Raw genomic sequence first — 23,990 nt, 5'->3', positions numbered from 1 at the left:
AGCTCATGTGGATAGGATGTACTGAATGGTGACGATCAGCACGGAACCGACGTTGCCGGCGGTCATTCGTCATCTTTTCCCACCTTTTGCCGGACTTCCCCTCGGGCCGTTGCTGACGCTATCCTTGCGCTCGATGGCTAGGCGCCAGCCCCGATTGTTCGACCGCCTGGGCGAACATCGAACAGCTTGCGATTTCATCGACCCGGTCGACCTCGCCTTCGCATTTACCGTCGTACCGGACGCAGAGCGTTCGATCGTTCGTGTCGTCAGGAGAAGTGAGGCCGCGACATCAAACGTCCAGATCAGGGGACCTCTTCTGACACTCTTGAGCCTGCTCGACGGCACGCTGGATGGCGATGCGCTTTTCTTCAGCCGGATCATCTCGATCAGCGGCCGCACGGAGGCGGTGCTCGCGCTGAGGAACACAATCGAGGACGCCGAGCTTAGCCCCGCGGACCTACTCGGCCTGCGTGGCTTCCTGGCTCGTCTCGCCAATACGGGCATTCTCGGCGCATTGAGCGTCGCACGCCAAATGGCCAATCGAAATTCCAGACGCGAGGCGCCAGAGGCATGACAAGCGGACGCATGGAACTTGTCTGCCCGGCCGGAACCCCGCCTACATTGAGGGCAGCCGTCCAGGCAGGCGCGGACGCAGTCTATTGCGGATTTCGCGACGAAACGAATGCCCGGAATTTCCCCGGGGCTCAACTTCTCCGGGGAAGAACTGGCCGAGGGCGTCCGCTTCGCGCATAACCACGGCAGCAAGGTTCTCGTCGCCATCAATACATTCGCGCGTGTCAACGATGTTGGCCTGTGGAAAAAGGCAGCGGATACCGCAGCCGAATGCGGCGCAAATGCCATCATCGCGGCGGACATAGCCGTCCTTGATCATGTCGCCAAGAACCATAAACAAATTCGTCTTCATCTGTCGGTACAGGCTGCGGCAGCAACGCCGGAAGCAATCGGATTCTACGCGAAAAGTTTCGGAGTTCGTCGCGTCGTGCTGCCGCGGGTTCTTTCGGTTCAGGAGATCGCGGCGCTCAACCGCGCGATCGACGTGGAGACGAAGCATTCGTGTTCGGCGGCCTTTGCGTGATGATCGAAGGCCGATGCTATCTTTCTTCATACGCGACGGGAAAATCGCCAAATCTGAATGGCGTCTGTTCGCCACCCGAAATGGTGAGTTACGACGACGAGCCTAACGGCACGGCAGCACGGCTTTCAGGGTTCACGATCGACCGCTACGAGTTCGGCGAGCCAGTAGGCTATCCCACTTTGTGCAAGGGCAAATTCAAGGCCGGCGGCAAGACCTCCTATTTGTTCGAGGATCCCGTCAGCCTGAACGCTGGCGGGATGATTGCCGGGCTGAAGGCCGCCGGCGTAACCGCCTTGAAGATCGAAGGACGCCAGCGCGGCAAAGGTTATGTGACGGAAGTGGTCCGCGCCTTCCGGAAGGCCGTTGACGCGGTCGAGCAAGGCGGCGACGCCATTGAGATCGATCGGATTCTTGCTGGCCAGTCGGAAGGTTCCCGGCAGACGGCAGGAGCGTACAGCAAGAAGTGGAGATAGCACCTTGTCCGCAATTGCGTTGACGCTTGGGCCGGTCTTCTTCCACTGGTCGCCCGACCGCCTCACGGACTTCTACCGCAGGATCGCGGACGAGGCTCCGATCGACCGGGTCCATATCGGCGAAGTCGTCTGCGGCAAGCGGATGCCGTTTTCCGACCCCGTATGGCCTGAGATCATCGAACGCCTCGAGCGTGCCGGAAAGGAAGTGGTGCTGTCTACCCTGGCAGCACCGGCGACCGTTCGGGAACGCAGAAGCATCGAGGACCTCTGTGGCGACGATCGGCTGATCGAGATCAACGATGTCACCGCCCTGCCGTCACGCTCCGGCAAGCCTTTCGTGACAGGTCCGTTCCTGAACGTTTATAATGGGTCTTCCGCGCAATTCCTCATTCATCGCGGTGCCAAAACCATATGCCCGCCAGTGGAATTGTCGCTCGCCGCCGTCGGCGCCATGGCCAGCGCATGTCCCGAGGCGGATTTCGAGATTTTCGCCTTCGGTCGGCTGCCGCTCGCGCTTCCGGGCGATGCTATCATGCGCGCATTTACGGCCTTCACAAGGATTCGTGCCAGTTTACCTGCGAGAAAGACCCGGACGGTCTTGCCGTAGACACGCTCGACGACCAGCAGTTCCTCGCGATCAATGGCGTGCAGACGCTCTCCAACCAGGTGCAGGCCTTTTGCCCCGCACCCGCGGATCTCGCCTCCAGAGGCGTCCGGCGCATCCGCCTGTCTCCGCACACGTGCGACATGATCGAGGTGGCAAAGACGTACAGAGCTCTTGCCAATGGGAGAGAGGATCGCGAGGGGGCCCGTTTTATTCTCTCGTGCCTCGATCTGCCCGGCACGCTCGTCGATGGATACGCCCATGCCAAGCCCGGATGGCAAGCGACCGCTTCGATCTGAAGGTGGATCTCGAACAGAAAAAATGACCCAGATTGCAATCATTACAGTGTCAGAACGTGCAAGCCGCGGCGAATATCAAGATCTTGGCGGGCCTGCCATCGAGCGCTGGCTTCGACGTGTCGTAGCATCGCCTTGCGTCTTCATCCGCCGCATAGTCCCTGACGGCGTGGAAAGTGTCCGGAATGTGCTCATCGAGCTTTGCGACCAATGCGGCGTTGATCTTATCCTGACGACTGGAGGGACCGGTCCATCTCCAAGGGATCTTACCCAGAGGCAATGCAGCAAGTCATCACCAAGGAACTTCCCGGTTTTGGCGAACTCATGCGGCAGGCCAGCATGCGGCAAGTCCGCACAGCCATTCTTTCACGTCAGACTGCGGGAGTCCGCGGCCATCCGCTGATCATAAACCTGCCAGGCAAGCCGGCTTTAATCGACGTATGCTTGAACGCCGTCTTTCCTGCCGTGCCTTACTGTCTCGAACTGATCGGCGCAGCGCCAATCATACCCGAGCGATGTTCGGATGATCCCGTGTCGACAGCGCTTTTAGATTAAGAGCTGCGGACAATCACCTGATCCATCGGATCGTAGCTGCGAGAGGGCGACAACGAGGGAATTCCTGATTGTTTTCTCAAGCGAGTTGCGATGCGTCACACCTGTTTGAGCTTTGAGAAGCAACATTCGACCAGAGTGGCTTGGCGCACCGCGTGTTTGCGATCACATGGCGCAGGCGATCGGCATCGTCGGCCATTGCGACTTTGGCTGGCCGCCGATCAGAGCATAAGCCTGCGGCCTTTGCGCGACGGCCGGATGAAGCGCACCGGATGCCCTCATGCCTCCTGCGGCTGAAACAGCGGAAAACTCTGTTCAATCGCCGAAGACATCGGGCCTATCACGCTAGGCGATCAGGTGCGCACCCCTGCCCGGACACGCAGGATCCGAACTTGATAAATTGCTATGTTCTTTGAGCCAAATGCCCTGAACTCAGCCGCGCCGCACGCACTCAGGCTTCCCGCTGGGAGGCTGACGGCGACAGCTTGGTGATCTGCTCCTCTTTGTTCCAGCGCAAAGACGCGGACCTTTATCTGGGCAATTCATGGTCCAACGGTTGGCACGATTTCGTCCTCGAGACATTGCGTCGCGTCGAATGGGCCCGCTTCAAGTTTCAAAGCCGTTGTGTCGAAAATGCATGGAGCTTCGTCATGAACACCCAATTCCCAGTTCCAGAACTATGGGAACGCACGGTCGGCGACATAGCCGCAACGCTGCCTGGCGCCACCGCCGTTTTCCGCAAATTCAAGATCGACTTCTGCTGCAATGGCGATCTCACCCTCGATGGCGCCGCGCACCGGCGCGGAGTCGATCCCGACGACCTTGAGCGCGCGTTGGAGGCACTTGGTACCGACACTGCGGGTACAGCGGCGCCGGCTGCGATGGACAGCGATGAACTGATCAACCACATCGAAGCCTGCTACCACGAAGCGCACCGGCGCGCTCTGCCCGAGCTCATTGCACTGTCGCGTAAGGTTGAGGCGGTGCATCGCGAACATCCGAAGGTGCCGGCCGGCCTTTCGGATGCGTTACGGCAGTTGCAGAGCGAACTGGAGCAACACATGGCCAAGGAAGAGGCCATTCTGTTTCCAGCAATGCGGCAGTGGGGCAAAGGCAAGTTCGATATCCCGATTTCGGAACTGCGGCACGAGCACGACGACCAAGGCACCTTGCTTCGGCTCCTCGAAAGCCTCACCGGCGACTTCGTCACGCCCGACGGAGCCTGCCGCTCCTGGCAGGCGCTCTACGTCGGCACGGCTCAGTTTGCCGAAGACCTGATGGAACACATCCACTTGGAGAACAACATCCTGTTCCCGCGGTTCGCGGCAACGGAAGGCCGCGTCTAGCCGCCTAACGTCGACGACGACTGCAGCTACGCGGATCGCATAGCGAATCCTCGGCTGATGGTCTTGGTACTGAGGTAGCCACCGTGTTGTCGTCAGCACCAACTCGCTGTGGACCAACGCGCCTTTCCAGTTCGTCCAACCTGTCCCTGATGTCGTTGGCATCGGCCAGGTCTTCGCCCTGCCCTATCCTAGTTTGGCCTGATCTCACGACGGCCAATGGCGTGGCGGAAATGCCTAGTGGCGGTCGCTAAAATAGCTACGGGCTCGCGATAACACTTCCTCAGCGGTGACCGCATCGACAAATTCCACGCCAACGACACGACCCTCGGCCTTCTGACGGCATATGCGCTCGAGCAAGCCGACACAGCTCGATCTATTTCCGATTATAATCCATTTCTTCCGAGCTTCCAGAAAGCCAAGAACCTCCCCGAAGAAATCATCGTCTCGACGTTGGCCTTTCTGACCATCATGCGTCAGCCGCATGTCACCGATGAATTCAGGTTCTCCAGCGACTGACGGCGTTGCAGCGTCTTCAAAAAGGAACACTTTTGCTGTTCGGAATTCCAGCCACACAACAGCGTGATCGATTGACATGCCCTACCCCAGCTATCCTACGAGATATCCGGTGTGGGCGCTTGCCGCGCATTTGATATCGTTCGGCGGCATCGGCAGTGAACAGGCATGGAAGGGATGCACGGCCAGAAAGCGCAGGCGCACCCTAGGCTTCGGACCGAGTGCAATACCACAGTGGCTTAGATGCACCTCCATGACCATTGTCCCTCAACTCAATCCAGCGAGGACTCGCACGGGTATTGGCGGCAAATCTGTCAGTTCAGTGCCCAGGGCATCATTGACGGCGTTGACCACGGCCGCCGCGACCGGGATTGTCGCGATCTCTCCGACGGCTTTGGCGCCGAAGGGGCCGGTCGGCTCACCCTCTTCGGTGAGCAGGACACGCATCGGCGGCATCTCGGAGGCATTGGCCAATGTATAGCGGCTGAAGCTGTCGCCACGCATTCGACCAGTGACAGGGTCGATCGCAACATCCTCGTAAAGGGCATATCCGATACCGATCTGGATTCCCCCATGGAGTTGGCCTTCCACCAGCATGGGGTTGATCGCTCGGCCGACGTCATGGGCGGCTAGATAATCTGTCACGCGTACGCGACCGGCGAGTCCGTCGACCTCCACCTCAGCAAAATGCGCTGCGTATGAGCCTGAATTGGCCTGGGCGCGATAGGTCTCGGTCGCCGTGGGCAGTTCCGCCCCGCGGACCGTCAAGCGGGCAGCGAGTTCTGAAAGCGCCAGGCCCGAGCCGTCCGGGCGGCGCACTGCGCCCGCCTCCAGCCTCAATTCATCAACTTCTGTATTCAATTCCAGGACCGCCGCAGCCCGGATCACTTCCGAGAGTGCCACGCCTGCAAGTCGGATTGCTTCGCCGCAGATATAGGTCATGCGACTGGCCCGTGTGCCGAGATCATATGGACAGCTATCGGTGTCGGCGGGAACGATGGCAATGTCGCACGCCCTAAGACCCAACGTCTCGCCCGTGATCTGCGCAAGCGTCGTGTCGGCCCCACAGCCGAGGTCGTGGAGCGCGCAGACGAGTTCCGCTCGCCCGTCGGGCAGGAGGCTCAACCTCGCCGTCGTTTCCTCGTGGAAACCGGGATAGCAGCCGTTGATGTGAGTGGCCGAGGCTACCCCCACTCCTCGCCGCCACCGGCCTCGTCCGGCATCCGTCTGCCTACGCGCCTGCCAGCCGAATGCATCGGCCCCGCGTAGCAGACATTCTCTCCCCCGAGCGTTGCCAACGTTGAGCCCTTGCCAAGGTTCAATCGCGTTAGGCTCAACCAGATTCCTCAGCCGCATCGCCACCGGATCCACCCCCAGCCGCCGCGCGGATATATCAAGCGTGATCTCGGCTATTGTGTGGATCTGGGGGGATCCGTAACCGCGAAAAGCGCCTGCCGGGGCGGTGTTGATGTAGACTGCGCGGCCCGTGTAGCGCTCGGCGGGAACGTCATAAAGCCGAACCAGTCTTTGAAGCATCGAACTGGGCAGATAGTTGCCGCCGGTGCAATAAGCGCCGATGTCCACCAGCGTCTCGGTGTCGCGCGCCAGGATTCGGCCGTCGGAGCTAAGCGCGATCCGCATCCGGCCGACAACGCTCGACCGCGTGCGGGTCGCGGTGAAGGTTTCATGCTGGTCGTAGCGGATCATGACAGGCCGCCCTAGTACCAGCGCAAAGAATGCACACAACGGATCGAGAATCGGCTCGGCCTTGCCGCCGAAGGAGTCGCCTATGGGAGTCTTCACTACGCGTATCTGATCTGGTGGCACTCCCAATGCCTGGACGACGACAGCCTGCACTCCAAAAACGCTCTGACACGGCGAAAGGATCAAGATTCGACCGTCGGATTCAGGCTTGGCAATACAGGCGTGAGGTTCAAGGGCACAGTGATGGCTGCGCGGAGTCGTGACATGTGTTTCCACCACCAGGTCAGCCGCCGCAAATCCGGCATCAAGATCGCCATGCGTAAAGCTCTCGTCGGCCACGGGGTTCATGAAAGCCGGGATGCCATCGTCCCGCATCGCTGGCCCGGCGTGACCGAGCGCAGCTTCAGGATCAAATATAGCGGGGAGATCTACATCTTCGACCGCCACCAACCGTGCGGCGTGCCGCGCGATCTCCTCCGTGTCCGCCACCACAGCCGCAACCCGGTCGCCAATATGGCGCACCACCGCCGGGAACATTCGCTCGTCTGCCAGCGCCTCCTGTCCGGCGAACCAGATCGAGCTGTTGTAGTATCGTGGGGGCGTGTTTTCATGCCAGAAGACAGCGTGTACGCCCTCAACCGCCAACGCGGATGCAGCATCGACACAGGCGACGCGGGCATGTGGATGCGGGCTGAAAACGAGCGCGCAGTGCAGCAATCCTTCGACATGCAAATCGGCCGCGAAGCGCAATGCGCCCGTGACCTTTGCCACACCGTCAACGAGCGGCACCCGATGGGAGATCTGGTTCATCCCGCTGCTTCCTCGAAGAGCCGATCCACGTGGGCTGAGCCCCAGGGCCTGCGCGATCAGGTCGAGGCCGAGTCCGGCGATCGCGCGGCGCTTGTATATCTGCGAATTCCGGCCGGGAATGGCCGTATCGACATCGTCGACTAACGCCGCAATGAAGTCGCGCAACGTGGCGGCACCGAGCTTACGGCCCGCGAGCGCCCCCTCTGCCTGGAGCAGTCTGCTAGAAACGGGACCAAGCGCTCCGGCTGCGATCCGCACGACACCGAAATGGTTGCTCTGAAACTCAGCCAGCAGTGCGAGATTGAGGCGCGAGATGGTCATGTCCTGCCGAGATCCGAGCTTGACGAAGGCGCTTCGCGGCAGAAGGCCGCTTGCTGGCAAGATCACTTCCGTAATCAGATGACCGGAGCTTGGAAGGTGTTCGCAGAGCGCGGCCTCGTGTTGTGTCCCGTCGTGCTTGAGCAGCACCAGTCTTGTTCCCGCGGCGACCAACACGGGCATCAAGTCGGCGGCTGGGGCGGCATTGGCGATGTTGCCACCGATGGTGGCCCGGTTGCGGATCTGGACAGACTCGCACTGTGCGGCAGCCTCGCAAAGGGCCGGAATTCGTACTCGCAGCCTGCAATCCGCGGCAAGCACCGCGACAGTGGTGGCACCTCCGATGCGAACATCCGAGCCATCCGTGGAAATGAAGGCCATGCCCGCCACACGGGCGAGATCAACCAGCAGTCCGATTTCGGGGAGCGGACGGCCCGCGATCAGCATGTCCGTCCCTCCGGCGACGAAATGCACCGGCCCCGCTTCCGCGGCGAGCGTCGCCCGCAACTCGGCCATGTCGACGGGCGCTGAGACCGTGAGCGCATTCATCGCCCTGCCCCCTGGCGAGCGGCGGCTGCGGTAGCGACCGCCTGCACGATGGTCTCGAAGCCGGTGCAGCGGCAGATATTGCCTGCTAGTGCATGGCGGATTTCGGCTTCACCTGGGCTGGGATTGGCATGTAAGAGTCCCTGGGCTGCCAGCAGCATTCCCGGCGTGCAGTAGCCGCATTGCACGGCACCCATCTTCAAGAAGGCCTGCTGCAGATCGTTGATGCCGCTCCCACAGAGTCCCTCGATGGTGGTGATCTCGCGCCCCGCGACTTGAAAGGCCAGCATCAGGCAGGAATCAACCGGCTGGCTATCCAGCAGCACCGTGCATGCGCCACACTCGCCTTCGCAACAGCCTTCCTTGACACCCGTCAGGCCAAGGACGTCGCGAAGAAAGCTGCTCAATCGCGAGATTGGCAAGATCTCAGTCTCGATCGCCTGACCGTTAACCTTCAGCGACATTCTCATGGCGAGGAACCTTCCTCGCCTTAGATGTTTCGAATGTTTGACCTAGGCGGCGGCCAGACCAGTCGGTGGCGACGAAAAAGAAACCTTGCAAAGTGCTGCCGGACGTTGGGCTGGTCATCAGCTGCCGCAGCAACAGTCGCAGCCAGACGATTGCGGTCTGCTGATTTCGACGCGCCAGACCTCCGGCCCTCGCTCAAGGTATTCCCAAGCGAATACACCGGGATATCTGGCCTCGATCTGATAGTGCAGAGGTCGTGGGTCGTGGTCGTTGACGATGATGAAAGAAGAACCCTCGACCAACGCGGCCGCTACCCCGAAGATTCGCGGGTGACGATCTATCGGGGCGATGGTCCGCACGTCGATCAAAAGTGTCGATGCAAGTTCTGGGTCTGCCATGTCGATTGGAATTCCCGGCCGCCAGAAACGTTGGAGCCAGGAGACGGCGGCGATGGTCGATCCCGGCGCGAAAATCTACCCCGTGGTCAGTCAGCCTATTTGTCGAAACGCAAACAATTCCGAGAATCCTGGAGGAATTGGGAAATTGCCGCTTGTCGGCATTCCGCAAAGAGCCGTACGGGCGAACGGCTAGCATGACTGACGCTCCGTCCGTCCTGAGAAAATAGATGCCCGTCCTTCGCGGTTGTACCAGTGACCCAACGGCTCCGCGTTCTCGCCGGCAGTGGGAGGCCAGGTACCTGTGCCGACTGACTGGCGATTTCTAAAGGTGAGCCAGTATCGCTTTTTCTCGATTATCTCGCAGTCTTGCGGGAGAAGACTCACTTGGCACCCGATCCTGGCAGAGCCGCCTGACAATGCGGGCAATTGGACTTGTACCTTTGCCGCCCATCCCCACTCCCCGATTTAAGACTTGACGTGCGTCCATAGAGTGTCTTGCGACAGAACATACGCGTCTACGCCATCGAGGCGTCGGACCGCACCGGCAATTGTCTCCACGTCCATCAAGCTGAAGGCGGTCGACAGTGCATCCGCAATCGTGGCAGTCGGCGCGACGACGCTCAGGCTCGCATAGCGTTGGGGAGTGGATCCGGTTCGCGGATCAATAATATGGGTGAACCGGCCGTCTTCATCGAACTGAAAGCCGGCCGGGCTCGAGGTGGCGACGGCGCTGTCCGTCAGCGGCAAGACTTTCAGAATCGAATCGGAATTGAAGGGATCAGTTATGCCAATGCGCCAAGGACGGTCCTCCGGCGCCGATCCGATCGCACGGCCCTCGCCCATGTTGACGAGCGCGTGCTCAACGCCGCCGGCACGCAGCAGATCGACAACCTTATCCGTTGCGTAACCCTGCGCGATGCCGTTGAGCGTGAGCGCCGACCCGGCCATCGGCAATTCTATGCGATCTTCCGAGTAGGCCAATCTGTCGAAGCCGACCCGATCAAGGGCCTCTTGCATGACCCGCCGCGACGGCCCGGCCGCAGTGGCTCCGGGATCGGAAAAGTGGCGTTGATAGGCCAGCCACAATGGCTGCACCGTAGGATCGAAGGCGCGCCCGGTAAGACGCCAGACGTCGTTGCAACGGCGAAGGATTTCGACGAGATCCGTTGCCGGCGAGACCAGGAATCCTTGGCGATTCAATCTCGAAAGGTCCGAATCCTCACGATAGAGGCTGAAAATCCTTTCCAAGCGGCGGACTTCGGCGGCAACTTGGTCAACGAGCCTCAAGGCCAAGGCTCGGTCGGGATGGTTGATCAGCAGCGTTGCCTGGGCGCCCATAGCTTCTCCGCGCCACGAGACGGCCGACGGTGTCGCCAGAGCTTTGCGACCGAGCGGAAGCAAGGCCATTCCAGCAGCCGCAGCAGTTATGCCAATGAATCGACGGCGAGACATATGGGAGATCATGGCGCCCTCAATTGACGTTGTCGGGATCAAGCGATTGCGGGTCCGAGCCCCGATCGGAAACCGTCTCAGACTCCTGCCCCAGAACGTAATCGCGCGGCAGGTCGGTGAAGTTCAGGACCTGGCCACCATGCTCGCTGGCAAAGGCCCGGGCGGATTCGCTGGAGGAGAAAGGCACCGCTTCCGCAGCTCCCATGCCGCCCTTTTTGTCGCTCCCGATGACGAAAAAGGCGTCCTTGGCATTCACCCAGTTGTTGATACCTGGATTATCCCAGTTGGGTGCTTTCGCCATGTCGGACACGTAGACCGCCCGTATGTCCTTGGGTTCCTCTGGCAGCATGGTAAAGGCGATCGTGTCGCGGGCCGAGGAGAACCAGATGGGCTCGTCATACTTGGCAAGGATAACCTGCCCTTTCGGGCCCGGATGTTCGAGGATGTTCATACCGCAATAGCGACCCATCGCATCTTCGGTCATGGCGAACGGCGCCGGCATCTTGTCCGGGCCGCGCTGACAGCCGGCTATGGCTATGAGGCTTCCGGCGAGGAGTCCCAGTCCCAAGCGCATCCTCACAACTCCCTCGTCGAAAATATGAAAGCGGCGGCGGCCATCGGCGCCACCGTCCACGCTGCTAGTGTCGCCACGAGCGACAAGGAACCGAGCCCGACACTCTGGACGGTTCCAGCCATGCCGGATGCCGAACTGATCTCGGCAGTGCCCATGAGATTCAGCAGCCTGTACGCATCGGTCGGATTAAGAAGAAGCAGGGCATTTAGCATGCCGGCGGTCACGAATCGCCCTTGATCGGCTACCAGCAATCCCAGCAACCCCATGTCGTAGATCAGCACAAACAGGAGCCAGATACCGATCGCGATCCCACTCGCGGTTCCGTGGTCGCGTGAGAGCGCGCTCACAAGATAGCCGATCGCCACAAACACGGCTCCGAGCAGCACCGATGAGGCCGTCATTGTTCCGAAGGCGAACCAACTGGCGCCGCCAATCGACTTTCCGGTCGCCGCCAGCGCAATCGCGGCAACGCCATACCCAATGAGGGTCGCAAATGCCAGGATCGCAAGATGGCCAAGGAACTTGCCGAGAAGCACTTGCCAACGCCGCACGGGATAGCTCAGCAACAACGTCATCGTGCCGCGCTCGATCTCGCCGACAATCGCATCATGGGAGATCAGTAAGGCGATGAGCGGAACGATGAATATGGTGAGGCTGGCCAGGCTCACCACGACAACGTCAAGAGCGCCGGCCCCGACATTGCCAGTTGGCGCACTGCCGAGAAACGTCAGGGTTAGCGCGAGCGCCGCCAACAGTGCTGTCGCTGCCACCACCCAGCGGTTTCGCAGCCCTTCGCGGATTTCCTTGACGGCCAGAAGCGCGATCGTACTCATGCTGATGGTCTCCCGCCGAGGAAATGGGCATAAAGTTCATCGAGGCCGGGCGGCACCATCTCGATGTCGTCGAATGGCACTTCGGCGCCGCCTGTCCGGCGCAGGAACGCGATCTTGCTATCGGGGGACGCGTCCAATTCGATGGTATGGCCGTTCACCTGCCGGAGATCCGGCCCATTTCCCATCCAGTCCCTGATGCGCTGGACGCCGCCGTCGGTAGCCCTCATCCGAATGACCGTCGGCAGGCGAGAGATCCGCCGCAATTCATCGAGCGACCCGTCCGCGATCTTCTTGCCTTCGTTCATTATAATGACGCGCGTGGCGTTTCCTTCGAGCTCGTTGAGGGCGTGCGACGACAGAAGGATCGTTGTCCCCGCATCCCGCATTTCACGCACGATCCGATAGAATTGCTGGCGCAGTTCTGGATCGAGGCCGGTGGTCGGCTCGTCCAGCAGAAGAACCCGCGGCGTTCCGATCAGCGCTTGCGCCAATCCCAGCCGCTGCCGCATGCCCTTCGAGTAAGTTCCAATGCGTCGGTCCGCAGCATGCGCAAGACCGATCCGATCCATCAGCTCGTTCACGGAGCGCGGGCTCTCGCCCTTCAATCCAACGTAGAATCGAAGCATTTCGCGGCCAGTCAGAACCGGATTGAACGAAACGTTCTCCGGCAGATAGCCAAGATGTCTGCGAACGGCGGAATTTCCGGCTGACGTATCCTGCCCCAGCACGGTCACGGAACCTGATGTGGGCCGGCTCAGCCCAAGCATGAGCTTGATCAGGGTTGTCTTGCCCGCACCGTTATGTCCAACGAGGGCGACGGTCTCAGCATCACTCAGTGCGAATGAAACGTCATCGACGGCCCTGACCCTGCCAAAGTGCCTGGCAACGGAGTTCAATTGAATGTTGACGCTCATGGGCTCTCCTTCGTGTCAGCCGGCTTCATCAGAGGATGGCTGTCGACGACGCCGCCGGGGAAGACTGCGGGAAATCGGGTCTGCGCCCAGCGGATCACCTGCACCGCGGGGCTGTTGACGAGAACCTTCGCCGCCGGCGCTGTCCAGAGCACTTTGTCGATCATATCGTTTGGTCGGTAGGAGTTGTCGCCGATACCGTCGCCGTTCAGGTCAAAAGCCGGGTTGTCGCTCCAGTAGTTACCTCGGCCGCCGCTCGACCACTCAAGGTAGCGCGTACCGACATATTTCACCTGGTTTCGATTGCGGATGAAGGCGTTACCGGCCATCTCGTTGCCTTCCGAACCGGCCGTAAAATGCACGCCGATCTCGCAACCCTCGAATCGATTGCCGCGAAAGCGGTTCTTGTTTGCATTGTAGATGAACACGCACTTCTCGGGGCCTAGGCGGGTAATGGCCCCTGTCGGAGTCACCACCCTGTCCGCGTCGGCCACAGGAAGTCCGTCCGTGTCGGCGAAACGCTGTCCGTTGCTCGCCCATCTTCCGATCGGCTGCCTTCGGCCGCGAACCACGTTGCCGCTTATTTCTGAGCCATTGGCATAATTGAGCAGCAGCCCGTTGTCGCGGTCGCCGTCGGACAAATTGCCCGTGACCCGCAGCCTACTGGAATACATGATGGCGTAGCCAACAACATTGCCGACTGAAACGTTGTCACTGATCACGCTGTCGTTTGTGTACATGTAATGGATGGCGAACCGCACATCGTGGAAGGTGTTCGCGCTGAATTCATTGTGTTTGCTGGCAGTCGCAAAAATGCCATCGCGTCCAAAGCTGATCTGGTTGCCGACGACCTTGGCGCCTGGCGCGTTCCAGACGGAGACGCCATTTCCAGCCTGGTTCGTCCGCCCTGTGCGCATGCCCTCTATGCGGTTACCCCTAGCGACGGCGCCCGCAGCGCCATGGAGATATATTCCGTAGAGGTTGCCGAGGATCGTGTTTCCCTCGACCATCACGCCCTTGGCCGTCTCTTTCACGAACACGCCGGCGTCCATCGCATCCAAGTCGGACCCAGAACCAACAATCTCCAAATCGCGCACCGCAGCATTCGCGGCCTCGACGGTGATCACGTTGCCCTGGCCATCACCCTCGACGATTGCGCCCGCCTGGCCTTGCAGGGTCACCCGTTTGTTGATGGATACAGGACCGCGATGTCTGCCGACTGCGAGCAACAGCACGTCGCCGGGGGCGGCGGCATCGACGGTCGTTTGAAGGGGCGTCTCATCGGCCGGCACGGCGATTTCCGCCGCCCCGGCATCGTTACCAGGAATGGCGACGAGAAACGCCGCCATTCCCAAAGTTCCGAGGGTGGCCAATCGAGCCATGCTGTCACGCCGCCTGCGGCTCGACGAACATGCGGCCCTGCATCTCCATGTGCATGGCATGACAGAACCAGGAGCAGTAATACCAGTAGACGCCTGCGCGGTCGGCCGTGAACGTCACCGAAGCAGTTGCCTGGGACGCTACTTCCATGTTGATCCCGTAGTTGACGATTGCGAAGCCATGGGTGAGGTCTTCCACCTCATCGATATTGGTGACGTAGACCGTGACCTCGTCGCCTTGCTTGACGGAGAAGCTCTCCAGTCCGAACGCCGGTGCAGCCGACGTCATGTAGACGCGAACCTTGTTTCCGTCGCGGATGACTTCGCTATCCGCCAGCAGGTCAATGCCGTCAGCAACTGCCTGTTTTACCGCGTCAGCGAAGAACGGGTCCGCCCGATCCCATGCGCTGACGGGGTTTATTTTCGACCGGTGAACCAGCGTTGCGTCATGTGGTTCGGCAAAGCTCGGCCCGTCATGGACGAGCGCCATGGTATCCCCCGAGATATCGATGAGCTGGTCGTTCTCAGGCTTGAGCGGGCCGACGTTGAGGAACCGGTCCTTGGAGAACTTGTTGAGGGAGATGAGCCATTTGCCGTCCGCCTCCTTCGTCTGCCCCATCGAGGAATGGTTGTGGCCGGGCTGATAATGGACGTCGAGCTTTTGGCGGATCGGATCGACCTTCTCGCCGGCGAAGGAGCGCTTGGCATCGTCGATATTCCATTTGCAGATCTGGCTGTCGATGAACAAGGTGGTGTAGGCATTGCCCCGGCCATCGAAAGCCGTGTGCAACGGCCCAAGACCGAGCTGGGGTTCGGCCACGACGGCATCGCGGGGCTGGATCTTGTCGTCGAAGAGATCGTCGAACTTGCGCACATCGAAAACCGTGCAGGTGGGCGACAGCTTGCCGTTGGCCACCACATGGATTCCGTCTGGCGCGGTATTGATGCCATGCGGGCTGTTCGGAACGGGAACGTAGCGCGTGTAGGGCGAACCGTGGCGTCCGTCGATGACCGGCACGCCGCCGATTTCCTTGAAATCACCCTTGGCGACGGCTTGCTCGATGCGCTTGAGATTGAAGATGACGACCCAATCCTGCTCTTTCGCCATCGTCTCGGCCAAATTGACACCTTCTTCGGAATTGTAGCAGGTGGCATAACAATATTTGCCCTGGTAGTCGGCATCGACGTTGTCGAGATTGCCGTCGACCATCACCTGCCATGCGACCTTCATTGTCTCCCCGTCAACGGCGGTGAAGATGGCGTGGTACTTCGTCTTGTCGTCGAGGACTTTACCGTCGTTCGGGATCGGCACCCGGTCCTCGCCATTGCAGAAAACGTAGCCTGTCTTCGGATATTTCTGGACGCGCAGCCCGTGCACGGTGTGCTGGTTCGGCAGCTGGATGATCTTGTCGCATTTCATCACGTCGAGGCGGATACGGGCCACGCGGGTATTGGCCTTGTCATTCGCGAACAGGTAGCGGCCGTCATAGGTGCCATCCGTAAACGAGAGGTGCGGGTGATGAAGATCGCCGTTGAGGTAGATGCCGCCCTTGTCCTTCAGGAATTCCTTGGTTTGCGGCAGCAGCCCTTCGGTCAGCACCTTGCGGCTTTCGTTGGTCAGGCCCCATCCGGTCGCGCTGCAGCGGTTGAAGACGGGGATCCGCATCAGTTCGCGCATCGAAGGCGCACCGACAATGCGGACTTCGCCGCTTTGGCCGCTCGAAAAGAACACATAATATTCATCGAGCTCGCCTGGCATGACCTCGAACTTTTGCCCTCCAGACGCAGCGCTCTGTGCCGCAGCCGGCGACACCATGCTTCCGCCCAATGTCAGCGTGCCGCCAATGCCCGATGCGCCGGCGGCCGCCACGATTGCCGACGTACCCAACAGCTGGCGCCTGCTCAGGGTTCTCTTGCGGTCTTCTTCCGACATATTCCGTCTCCTTCTGGTTGAGTCTTAGGTCGTTGAACTGAGAACAGGGCTGCTTTGCTCGATTGGCTTGCCTTTGAAGGCGATCACCGGCTTGGCCGGCCCCTTGCCCCGGCTCGACGGTGACGAGAGCGCCTCGAATTTCTCGCGCTTCAGGCGCACCTGGATCATGTGCGGGCAGCGATGGTCGTCGTGGTAGAGTTCTTGGCAATGCATGCAGTAGATGCATTCATTGACGTTGATCTGGCCCTCTGGATGGATCGCCTGCACGGGGCATTCCTTGGCGCAACGCTGGCAGGGCGAGCCGCACTCGGGATAGCGCTTCAGCCACTCGAACATGCGGATGCGCCCTGGTATGGCGAGTGCGGCGCCGAGCGGACAGAGATAGCGGCAGTAGAAGCGTTCGATGAACAGGCCGGCAACCAGAAGCGCCAGCGCGAAGATCACGAACGGCCATTCGCGGGCGAACTTCAGGATGATCGCGGTTTTGAACGGCTCGACCTCGGCGTAAGTCTCTGCCATTCCCACCGAATAGAGCGAAAGGCCGAAGAGGCCGAGGAAGATGATGTACTTGATTGGCCACAGCCGCTCGTGCAGGCCGAAGGGCAGCGTGATCTGGGGCACTTTCAGCCACTGCGCCAGATTATTGCTTAGCTCCTGGAGCGCACCGAACGGACAAAGCCAGCCGCAAAACGGCCCACGGCCCCAGAAGAGCAGCCCGGCCGCAACCGCACCCCAAAGGATGAAGATGAGGGGTGCCGACAGAAAGAATTCCCAGCTGAAGCCGCTGATCAACGAGTTGAAAAACGTCAGCACATTGACCACGGAGAGCTGGGCATTGGCGTACCATCCAAGCCAGACCAGTGTGAAAAGGAGATAGCCTCGTCGCACCCAACCGAACAGGCGTGGCCGCCGAACCAGCCAGTTCTGGAAGAAGAAGATGGCGGTAAGGACAAGGAGGGCGGCCACGGTGATGGCGAGCGAAACGGTGTCCATCCTCCAAATTTTCATCCAGAGCGGTTCTTGGTCGGGGAAAGTCGCGCCTGGCTCTTCAGCCGACGCAGGTGCCGGCGCGGCCGCTTCCGAAACCGATTTGACGGCCTCCTGCACCGGAGGCTCTTCGATCGTCAGGTAACGGTCGGGAAGAGTATAGCCGACATTGAACGGAAGCACCGCCTTGTCGCGCGCACCAAAGCTACGCTGGGCTAGCAGTTGCAGTTCCCAAGGCCGCGTCAGATCGAGCGAAAATTCCTCCGGTACGGAAAACAATGCTATTTCGCGCAGGCTCGGCGCGCCTTTGGCCGCCAGGTCGCCGAGTCTGGTGTGGTTTCGATCGCGGAACCGGACACCTTGGCCGTCTTGCAGCAGTTCGATCCGATCAAAGATCCCGCCCCGGACATAGCCAGAGCCCTTGAAGGAATAAGCGCCCTCCCCGGCAACAACGATTGCCTGCTGCCCGGGCTTGAGCTTCCTTTGCAGCCGCTCGTAGGCGGCATCTCCCAGAAGGCTGCGACCGATCGTCGGCACACTGACCGCAGCCACATACAAGTCGATGAAGCGATCGCCTGGATTGGCTGTCTCGGGCTTGACGGAAGCTTCTGGATGGCCGGCTTGCGCGAAAGCGTCGGAGACCTCGCCGACGCTGAGGCGGAGGCTGCGAATTGAGCCATCGCCCAGGAGCGAAGCCCAATCGCGGATTTCAGACTTGGATAGGTCCGGTTTCTTAATCAGCCCTGGGGCGACTGGTGAGGTGGACGAACCCGTTGCACCAAGACGGTTGCTCCGGATCAGTTTGACGGCGGAGCGGACGACGCTGTCGCTCATCACCAGAACTGTCACGGTGGCACCGCTGACGATGTCGACCTGCGGAAGTTGTTCTGCCCCAGCAGCGACGCGACTAAGGTCCTTGCCGATCAATAAGTTGAGCGCCGCAACGACCTTTGCCTGCGGTATGCCTATGAGGACGATCGGTTCCTTGTGCTCGACCAGCTTGATTCCGCGGATAATGCCCGCGGGATCAATGCCAACAAGAATTCTGATCGGTTTTCCCGAATATCCAACGGCGCTGGAAAAGTCGGTGTTGAGGTAGGCATATCCGATCTTTCGGTTTCCCGAATAGACTGGCGCCAGCGCCGGGACCCCCTCCATCTCCCCGTATCGGTCGCCTCCCTGGATAAGCTCCCCGGGCTTGGTGTTTGCCAGGTAATCCTTAAGGCTCCCAGCCGCATGGGTGGGAGCGGACAAGACAGTTAGGATTGCAAGGGTTGTAATTGCCCACGCAGCAAGGCGGCGCCAGTTCCTCCAGAGTCGGAAACAAGCGGCCAACATATATCGTGTGGAAATGCTCCCCGGCATTGGCTTCCTTCATCACGTTCTCAAGCTGGGAGCCGGCTGGTTTCGTCCGCCAGCAGCCTCTGGCGCGTGTGTCGGCGGTTTTGGACGGGAGTTCTTTGACGCAGCGCAAACAACTCCCAGGCAGTTGGCTTAGTGTCGGAAAAACTGGCATCGGAGGAAAAAGTCATGTCTCGTTTGGGAGCAGAGCCGGCGGCGCCGGTCAGGTCGATGGCCGAACTTCTGGCAATCGCTTTCGCGATGGAGAAGGAATCTGCTCAAAGGTACTCAGAACTGGCACAACGAATGCGCGATAAGGGTCAGGCGAGACTGGCCGAGGTCTTCGAGCGCCTGGTCAAGGAGGAAACGGGCCATATCGAAAACGTCACTCGCTGGTCCCGGCAATCCAGTGGCAATGATCCGGATCTGAGGCAGCTCCGATGGACGCCGAAAGGTGTTTTCGATGACGAGAACACGGCCGTGGTCTCGCCGGAACTTGTGGACCCCTACCATTCGTTTGCGATGGCAGTGAGAAACGAAGAGCGCGCTTTTGCCTTTTGGTCCTACGTAGCTTCGAACGCACCTTCAACGGAGATCCGCTCCGCTGCCGAGCAGATGGCCAGAGAGGAGTTGGAACATGCCCGTGTTCTGCGGGTCGAACGCCGGCTTGCATTCTCTTCGCGTCGTGAGGCCGACGCGACATTTGCCAGCGCTGGCGACCTTGCAACCATGGAAGAACAGGTCGCGATCCGACTGAAAGCATTTGCGGCGCTTCGCGGGGAACATGACGAGACCGTGCTTAGCGGTCTGGCGGCAGAGGCACGAAAACTTGCGCAACAACTCACGGCCAGTCCGTTTGGAACGAACACGTCTATCAGCGACCGATCGCCGGAATCCTTGGATGCTCTCTGCGAGCTGCTGGCCGAATCCTACCTCAACGCGGGGGAAACCCTTCCCCTCCAGGCCGACCGCGACCGAGCTCAAATGCTGGCAACGACTGCCATTAAGCGCTTGGCTACTTTGAGATATCTCGACGAACAGCCGCTATGATTGTTGGCGCGATCAGTGTGGGTTCAACACCGAAATTCGCCAATTGCGCTGCTCCAACGTGATACAAATTCCGGATTCGTCATACCAAGCGATGTCGACGGCATTCCGTTTGCTTCGATACGGCGCGGTCCAGGTCTCGCGCGTCAAGAAGGCGCCTTGTTCGGCTGCCGCGCACGTAATTTGGGCCGAACGAGCATGCCGCCAAACAGGGCCACATATCCGAGGAAGGCCGCCACCCACAACGTCGCCGACATGTGGAGAAGCATTGCTTGCGCAGGTAGGAACGCGGCGCCGATGCGCAGGACGGCCGCAAGCACGATCGCGACAAAGACCACGCGTGTGCCAATGGTCGCCCGCAATTCGCGCCCTGTATGCCCAAGCGTGGCTCGGGTCATGACGGCGAGCGTCATGCATGCCACCGCTCCTACGCTGAACGCGTGAATGCCCGCCGCCGAAGGGACTGTCTCCGGCACGACGACGGCAAGTCCGGCGAGCAGGAGACCGATCGGCACGAAGGCAAACGCGACGTGCAGGATCAGCACCAGCGGATCACGAAACGTGCGATCACCCGCCCAGCGCACAAGCCGGATAGCGTTGAAGGCCGCCCCGACGATCAGCATCGCGCCTGTCGCGCTGCTTTCGGGAAAGAATGCCCAGGCCGCCAACGCGGTCGCCGACAGTGCGATCGCTGCGATGTCGAATTGGCTGAACGGGGCCGGCAGGCGTCCCTGATTTTCGCGTACCAACCAATTGCGGGTGAAACTGGGAACGATACGTCCGCCTATGATCATGATCAGAACGACGGCAGCCCCGAGTCCGAGCCGGCGGCTGATGTCCGAGACTGCATGGTTGTGCGCTTCGACATGAAACATCACATTGGCCACCAAAAGTACGGCGACCGGCAACAGCACCTTGAGGTTCCGCCAGTTCCGACCCGCGATGATTTCAGTCGCGGCGGCGACCGCGACAGCCACAAGGAAGGCGCAGTCGATTGCGGCTCCAACGAGCCAGCCGGTCTGCGCCGAAAAGAACACGGCGAACCGCCCCGCAAGCCACAACAGGACGAGTGCCAGCAAAGGCAGGCCTTGCACCGGCAGTCGTCCGGTCCAATTCGGGATCGCGGTCAGCAAGAAACCCGTGACGATCGCCGCGAGATAGCCAAACAGCATCTCGTGGACATGCCAGTCTACCGGCAAGAAGGCGCTTGAGGTTTCGATACGACCGTAAAACAACGGCAGCCAGAGCAGGATCGCCCCTCCGGCATACAGCGAGCCGAGCAGGAAGAACGGCCGGAAACCGTAGGAGAGAACCGCCGGATAAGTGCCGGGTCGTGTGCGTGGGATTGCCATCGGATGCATTTCAAAAGGGAACCATAGGCGGACTAACGTCCGCCCGCAGGTCCTTTAGGTCTCTGAACAAGAATTGCCCCACCTTCAGTTGCCTGCTGGAATTGCACCCAACAGCGTCTCGAACACTTTCTTCGCCTTCCCGGACTGCTTAACCGCCGCTGCCTGCGCCAGATTGACCGGCTTGCCGACCACGATCAACGCCACCATGCCCATCCCATAATGAGGCGCGCACTTCACGCCATAGATACCTTCCTTGTCGAGTGTAACGGTGATTTGTTCGCCCGGCTTGCCCTTGAAAGTCTTCGCGCCGTCGGGGATCATGCCGTTGATCGTTTCGGCATCGTGGCCCTTGTCGGTTGGCACGAACGTGATGGTGTCACCAGGCGCTGCCTGGACAAAGTCCGGTTGAAAGACCATTACGCCTTTCTCACCTTTGTTGAGCATCTGGATCTGGTGATCGGCGGCTTGAGCAGCTCCGCTCATTAGCGATGCGGCGGCGAGCGCGGTGGCGATGGTGACTGCGTATCTCATGATTTTACCTTTCTGTGATTTCATATTTGACGGGTTCGCCGTTGGGGAGCTTTTAGACTGACTTCAGCATGCGAACTTTGATGCAACGCAAACAAGGTCGAAGGAAAAGGCCGGGCTTGGTGCCCCTTGCCGTCCGTCGGGAACCCATGACATTGTGTGCTCGACAGAGACACGGATTTGCTGATGCCCATTGCAAGATCTTGGAAGAGGAATTGCCCTTGAGCCGTCTGGATCGGTCGTTGATCTCCGGGCTATCGGCCTTCCAGGGCATGACCCCGACGGATCTTGATTACATGATCGGCCAAGCGCGATCGTTGCGGGTTGTCAAGGATCAACCTATCTTCGAGCAAGAGCAGGAAGCCCACTCCTTCTTCTTGTTGCTCGACGGACATGTGCGTGTCGTTAAGACAACGCCAGACGGCCAAGAAGTGACCGTGCGCTACATTAGTCCTGGTGAACTGATGGGGATTGCCCACGCGTTGGGTCGCAGCACCTATCCGGCCAGCGCAATTGCTGCCGTCGATTGCGTGGCTCTTGCATGGCCAGGTCATCTTTGGCTCAAGTTCGCGGATTCCTTCCCAAGTTTTGGCGCCAATACCTATAAAACCGTTGGCAGCAGGCTGCAGGACGCTCACACGCGCGTGATCGAGATGTCCACCGAACAGGTGGATCAGCGCGTCGCCCATGCGCTGCTCAAGTTAATCAAGCAGACCGGTCGGCAAACCGATGAGGGAATCATGATTGATTTCCCGATATCACGGCAGGACATCGCCGAGATGACAGGAACGACGCTGCACACGGTGAGTCGGCTGCTCTCATCTTGGGAGGAAAAGGGGCTCGTTAAAAGTGGCCGCGAAAAGGTGACCGTGGTGGAACCTCACCGCCTGCTTTTGCTGGCCGAAGGACGGACTGGGAACAACTAGTCCGCTCCGGTTCGCTCGATCGCGGCGTTCAGATCGACACGCAGTGATTCCTCGCCTATCCCGTGCTCACGCGCCGCTTCGGAAATGGTGTGGAACGAGGCAACCGGGCAGCCGACGCAAAGCAGGCGATACTGGAGAACCACTCCGATGGTTGCCGGCCACCTGAGCATTATTTCGTCCATCGTTGCATCGTCGCGAAGTCGGGTCTTCATGCGCGTCGTCCAGGTTTAGGAAGCAATATCTTGCAACCGCTGTTCCAGATGATCGTTGCGCTGAGACAAAGAGGAAGCGCCCTCCCGCGTGTGCCCCCTTCCCAAGCAACGCTGAGATGCGTTTTGGACACCGAGGGCGGGCGCAGGCTGCTTGGTCCATAGGAGTAGGCATGCCACCCCAACAGGAAACTCTGAGCCGATGCTAAGCGCCCGTGTCATAAACATTCCGACGGTCGGGAAAGCGAGCGCGCTTCGCCGTGGCCGAACAGCGTAAGCCCACAAGTGAAACGCGCCACTGCAAGGCCCGGCCTTGCAAGGCAAGCATATGCGCCGCTGGTTGCGGGAACTCCGTAGCAAGGGTCCGGGTCAGAAATCGCGCACACCTTTCAACCATGAAGACGATCAGGACCGATGTCTTCACAACGCCGTGGAGCGCATTTGACCGTCGTAAATCAACGACGTTTCCAGAGCGGCGCACCGTCTATGACGAGGCGTTGCCTTGCAGCCATGCTGTCATGCAATGGGTCACGTTGCGGTCAGGCCAAGACGGCACTTGGCGTCTGTATTCATCATATCAGGTGCCCATGGTGGATCATATGTGAGCCGGATGTCTACCCAATGGATCCCAGGTACTATCCAGGCGGCCGAGCGGACTGCATCCTTGAGGTATCCCGTCGCGGGACAAGCACGGGCCGTGGTCGTCATTTCGATATGCGCTATCCCATCCTGTTCCACCGAAACTTGGTAGATCAATCCGAGATCGACGACATTTTCTCCAAGCTCCGGATCAATGACCATGCGCAGGGATTCACGTATGCCAACCGCTAGTGCCTGGCCTTCCGCTCCGTTCATGATACTCGCCCTCCTGACCCACCAGAGCGGATGACTATGCGATAGTGCCCTTGCGGCTCGAAGGTGCCGCGCCAGCGATGCCCACGTACCTGCAACTCATCGAATAAAAAAACTGGTTCGCGCGGCAGCAGCACTGCCATCGTCTGACCAAGTGCCAAGGTCTTGACCGCTTGCAGCGTTCTGACCATCGGTTCCGGCGGCTCGAGATCGCGATTGTCGAGCTCCATGATTGGTTCTGGCCAGTCGCGTGGCATGTCGTCGGTGCTTGCTGATCGTTCCGACGGTTCCCCTACCTGCTGTGCTGCCCCAACCGGCGTGAAGACAACTTCCCAGTCACCATTGCCAATTTCTTTGGCCGAGGGCTCGAAGCCTCGCGCGCCAAGCACCTGAAACAAGGGAATGGGCTTAAAGGACACAAGCAAGCGCAGGCTTTGACCCGGGCCGAGTGCGGCCACCGCTTCCATGATGGCACTGAAGGGCTCGCCACCTTCGCGAAGGATCGGCCGAACGTCGAGGTCGTAATGCGGGGCACTCATTCG

The 23,990-nt window shown here is 60.0% G+C and carries 21 protein-coding genes and 2 pseudogenes; 7 read left to right on the top strand and 16 right to left on the bottom strand.

What is annotated here, in order from left to right:
• The first annotated feature begins 25 nt into the window (after window positions 1-25).
• The 5 genes and pseudogenes from FJ443_RS24790 (at window position 26) to ric (ending at window position 4,367) form a co-directional block, all read left to right on the top strand.
• Window positions 26-574: an SCP2 sterol-binding domain-containing protein gene (locus FJ443_RS24790; RefSeq protein ID WP_140522842.1), complete on the top strand. Its 549-nt coding sequence runs from the start codon at window positions 26-28 to the stop codon at window positions 572-574.
• Between the two features lie 108 nt (window positions 575-682).
• Window positions 683-1,569: pseudogene (locus FJ443_RS24785) on the top strand (peptidase U32 family protein).
• Window positions 1,570-1,573: 4 nt separating this feature from the next.
• On the top strand, window positions 1,574-2,176 hold the full coding sequence (locus FJ443_RS24780) for a U32 family peptidase (protein WP_224656235.1): 603 nt from the start codon (window positions 1,574-1,576) through the stop codon (window positions 2,174-2,176).
• 318 nt (window positions 2,177-2,494) lie between these two features.
• Window positions 2,495-3,024 (top strand): annotated as a pseudogene (gene mog / locus FJ443_RS24775) (molybdopterin adenylyltransferase).
• Window positions 3,025-3,671: 647 nt separating this feature from the next.
• Window positions 3,672-4,367, top strand: a complete 696-nt coding sequence (gene ric, locus FJ443_RS24770) for an iron-sulfur cluster repair di-iron protein (protein ID WP_140523391.1) — start codon at window positions 3,672-3,674, stop codon at window positions 4,365-4,367.
• 234 nt (window positions 4,368-4,601) lie between these two features.
• Here the strand turns inward: ric and FJ443_RS24765 are convergent, their stop codons facing one another.
• The 11 genes from FJ443_RS24765 to FJ443_RS24715 all read right to left on the bottom strand — a co-directional run bounded on the left by FJ443_RS24765 (window position 4,602) and on the right by FJ443_RS24715 (window position 18,351).
• Complete coding sequence (locus FJ443_RS24765; RefSeq protein WP_140522844.1) at window positions 4,602-4,961, bottom strand: hypothetical protein; 360 nt, start codon at window positions 4,959-4,961, stop codon at window positions 4,602-4,604.
• Between the two features lie 186 nt (window positions 4,962-5,147).
• Entirely contained in the window at window positions 5,148-8,261 is a 3,114-nt protein-coding gene (locus FJ443_RS24760) for a molybdopterin cofactor-binding domain-containing protein (protein ID WP_140522846.1), read from the bottom strand.
• Window positions 8,258-8,728 carry a (2Fe-2S)-binding protein gene (locus FJ443_RS24755; protein WP_140522848.1) on the bottom strand — a complete coding sequence of 157 codons (471 nt, stop codon included), beginning with the start codon at window positions 8,726-8,728 and terminating at the stop codon, window positions 8,258-8,260. Before FJ443_RS24755 ends, FJ443_RS24760 begins: the two co-directional genes overlap by 4 nt.
• Window positions 8,729-8,845: 117 nt before the next feature.
• Window positions 8,846-9,124: a DUF2249 domain-containing protein gene (locus FJ443_RS24750; protein WP_140522850.1), complete on the bottom strand. Its 279-nt coding sequence runs from the start codon at window positions 9,122-9,124 to the stop codon at window positions 8,846-8,848.
• 465 nt (window positions 9,125-9,589) lie between these two features.
• Window positions 9,590-10,462 carry an FAD:protein FMN transferase gene (locus tag FJ443_RS24745; RefSeq protein ID WP_224656233.1) on the bottom strand — a complete coding sequence of 291 codons (873 nt, stop codon included), beginning with the start codon at window positions 10,460-10,462 and terminating at the stop codon, window positions 9,590-9,592.
• A gap of 133 nt (window positions 10,463-10,595) precedes the next feature.
• On the bottom strand, window positions 10,596-11,156 hold the full coding sequence (locus FJ443_RS24740; protein ID WP_224656242.1) for a nitrous oxide reductase accessory protein NosL: 561 nt from the start codon (window positions 11,154-11,156) through the stop codon (window positions 10,596-10,598).
• A complete protein-coding gene (locus FJ443_RS24735; protein WP_140522856.1) occupies window positions 11,153-11,983 on the bottom strand; it encodes an ABC transporter permease in 831 nt (276 codons plus the stop codon). The genes FJ443_RS24740 and FJ443_RS24735 overlap by 4 nt, the downstream gene beginning before the upstream one ends.
• A complete protein-coding gene (locus FJ443_RS24730) occupies window positions 11,980-12,897 on the bottom strand; it encodes an ABC transporter ATP-binding protein (RefSeq protein WP_140522858.1) in 918 nt (305 codons plus the stop codon). Before FJ443_RS24730 ends, FJ443_RS24735 begins: the two co-directional genes overlap by 4 nt.
• Window positions 12,894-14,243 carry a nitrous oxide reductase family maturation protein NosD gene (locus FJ443_RS24725; protein ID WP_140522860.1) on the bottom strand — a complete coding sequence of 450 codons (1,350 nt, stop codon included), beginning with the start codon at window positions 14,241-14,243 and terminating at the stop codon, window positions 12,894-12,896. Before FJ443_RS24725 ends, FJ443_RS24730 begins: the two co-directional genes overlap by 4 nt.
• Before the next feature lie 37 nt (window positions 14,244-14,280).
• Window positions 14,281-16,206, bottom strand: coding sequence for a TAT-dependent nitrous-oxide reductase (nosZ, locus tag FJ443_RS24720; RefSeq protein ID WP_140522862.1), 1,926 nt, complete (start codon window positions 16,204-16,206; stop codon window positions 14,281-14,283).
• Between the two features lie 24 nt (window positions 16,207-16,230).
• Window positions 16,231-18,351 (bottom strand): NosR/NirI family protein, encoded by a 2,121-nt coding sequence (locus tag FJ443_RS24715; protein WP_224656232.1) that lies wholly within the window; start codon window positions 18,349-18,351, stop codon window positions 16,231-16,233.
• A 339-nt stretch (window positions 18,352-18,690) separates the two neighbouring features.
• Between FJ443_RS24715 and FJ443_RS24710 the strand changes: the two genes are divergently transcribed.
• Window positions 18,691-19,584 carry a ferritin family protein gene (locus FJ443_RS24710; protein ID WP_140522864.1) on the top strand — a complete coding sequence of 298 codons (894 nt, stop codon included), beginning with the start codon at window positions 18,691-18,693 and terminating at the stop codon, window positions 19,582-19,584.
• 143 nt (window positions 19,585-19,727) lie between these two features.
• Here FJ443_RS24710 and FJ443_RS24705 read toward each other — a convergent pair whose 3' ends face one another.
• Window positions 19,728-20,933, bottom strand: a complete 1,206-nt coding sequence (locus tag FJ443_RS24705; RefSeq protein WP_140523397.1) for an NnrS family protein — start codon at window positions 20,931-20,933, stop codon at window positions 19,728-19,730.
• Window positions 20,934-21,017: 84 nt separating this feature from the next.
• Complete coding sequence (locus FJ443_RS24700) at window positions 21,018-21,464, bottom strand: pseudoazurin (RefSeq protein WP_140522866.1); 447 nt, start codon at window positions 21,462-21,464, stop codon at window positions 21,018-21,020.
• 218 nt (window positions 21,465-21,682) lie between these two features.
• On the opposite strand from FJ443_RS24700, the gene FJ443_RS24695 reads away from it, so the two are divergent.
• Entirely contained in the window at window positions 21,683-22,387 is a 705-nt protein-coding gene (locus tag FJ443_RS24695; protein WP_140522868.1) for a Crp/Fnr family transcriptional regulator, read from the top strand.
• Here the strand turns inward: FJ443_RS24695 and FJ443_RS24690 are convergent.
• The 3 genes from FJ443_RS24690 to FJ443_RS24680 form a co-directional block, all read right to left on the bottom strand.
• Complete coding sequence (locus FJ443_RS24690; protein ID WP_140522870.1) at window positions 22,384-22,599, bottom strand: DUF1858 domain-containing protein; 216 nt, start codon at window positions 22,597-22,599, stop codon at window positions 22,384-22,386. The two genes, FJ443_RS24695 and FJ443_RS24690, sit on opposite strands and share 4 nt — an antisense overlap.
• Window positions 22,600-23,124: 525 nt before the next feature.
• On the bottom strand, window positions 23,125-23,451 hold the full coding sequence (locus FJ443_RS24685) for a metal-sulfur cluster assembly factor (protein WP_140522872.1): 327 nt from the start codon (window positions 23,449-23,451) through the stop codon (window positions 23,125-23,127).
• The gene (locus FJ443_RS24680; RefSeq protein ID WP_140522874.1) at window positions 23,448-23,987 is read right to left on the bottom strand and encodes a DUF2249 domain-containing protein; all 540 of its coding nucleotides are present in this window, start codon (window positions 23,985-23,987) and stop codon (window positions 23,448-23,450) included. Before FJ443_RS24680 ends, FJ443_RS24685 begins: the two co-directional genes overlap by 4 nt.
• Between the last annotated feature and the right edge of the window lie 3 nt (window positions 23,988-23,990).

It is taken from the genome of Mesorhizobium sp. B2-6-1, from assembly GCF_006440475.1.
Taxonomy (GTDB): Bacteria; Pseudomonadota; Alphaproteobacteria; order Rhizobiales; family Rhizobiaceae; genus Mesorhizobium.
The sequence above is the reverse complement of the archived record's forward strand: the minus strand, read 5'-3'. Positions and strand labels throughout refer to the sequence as shown.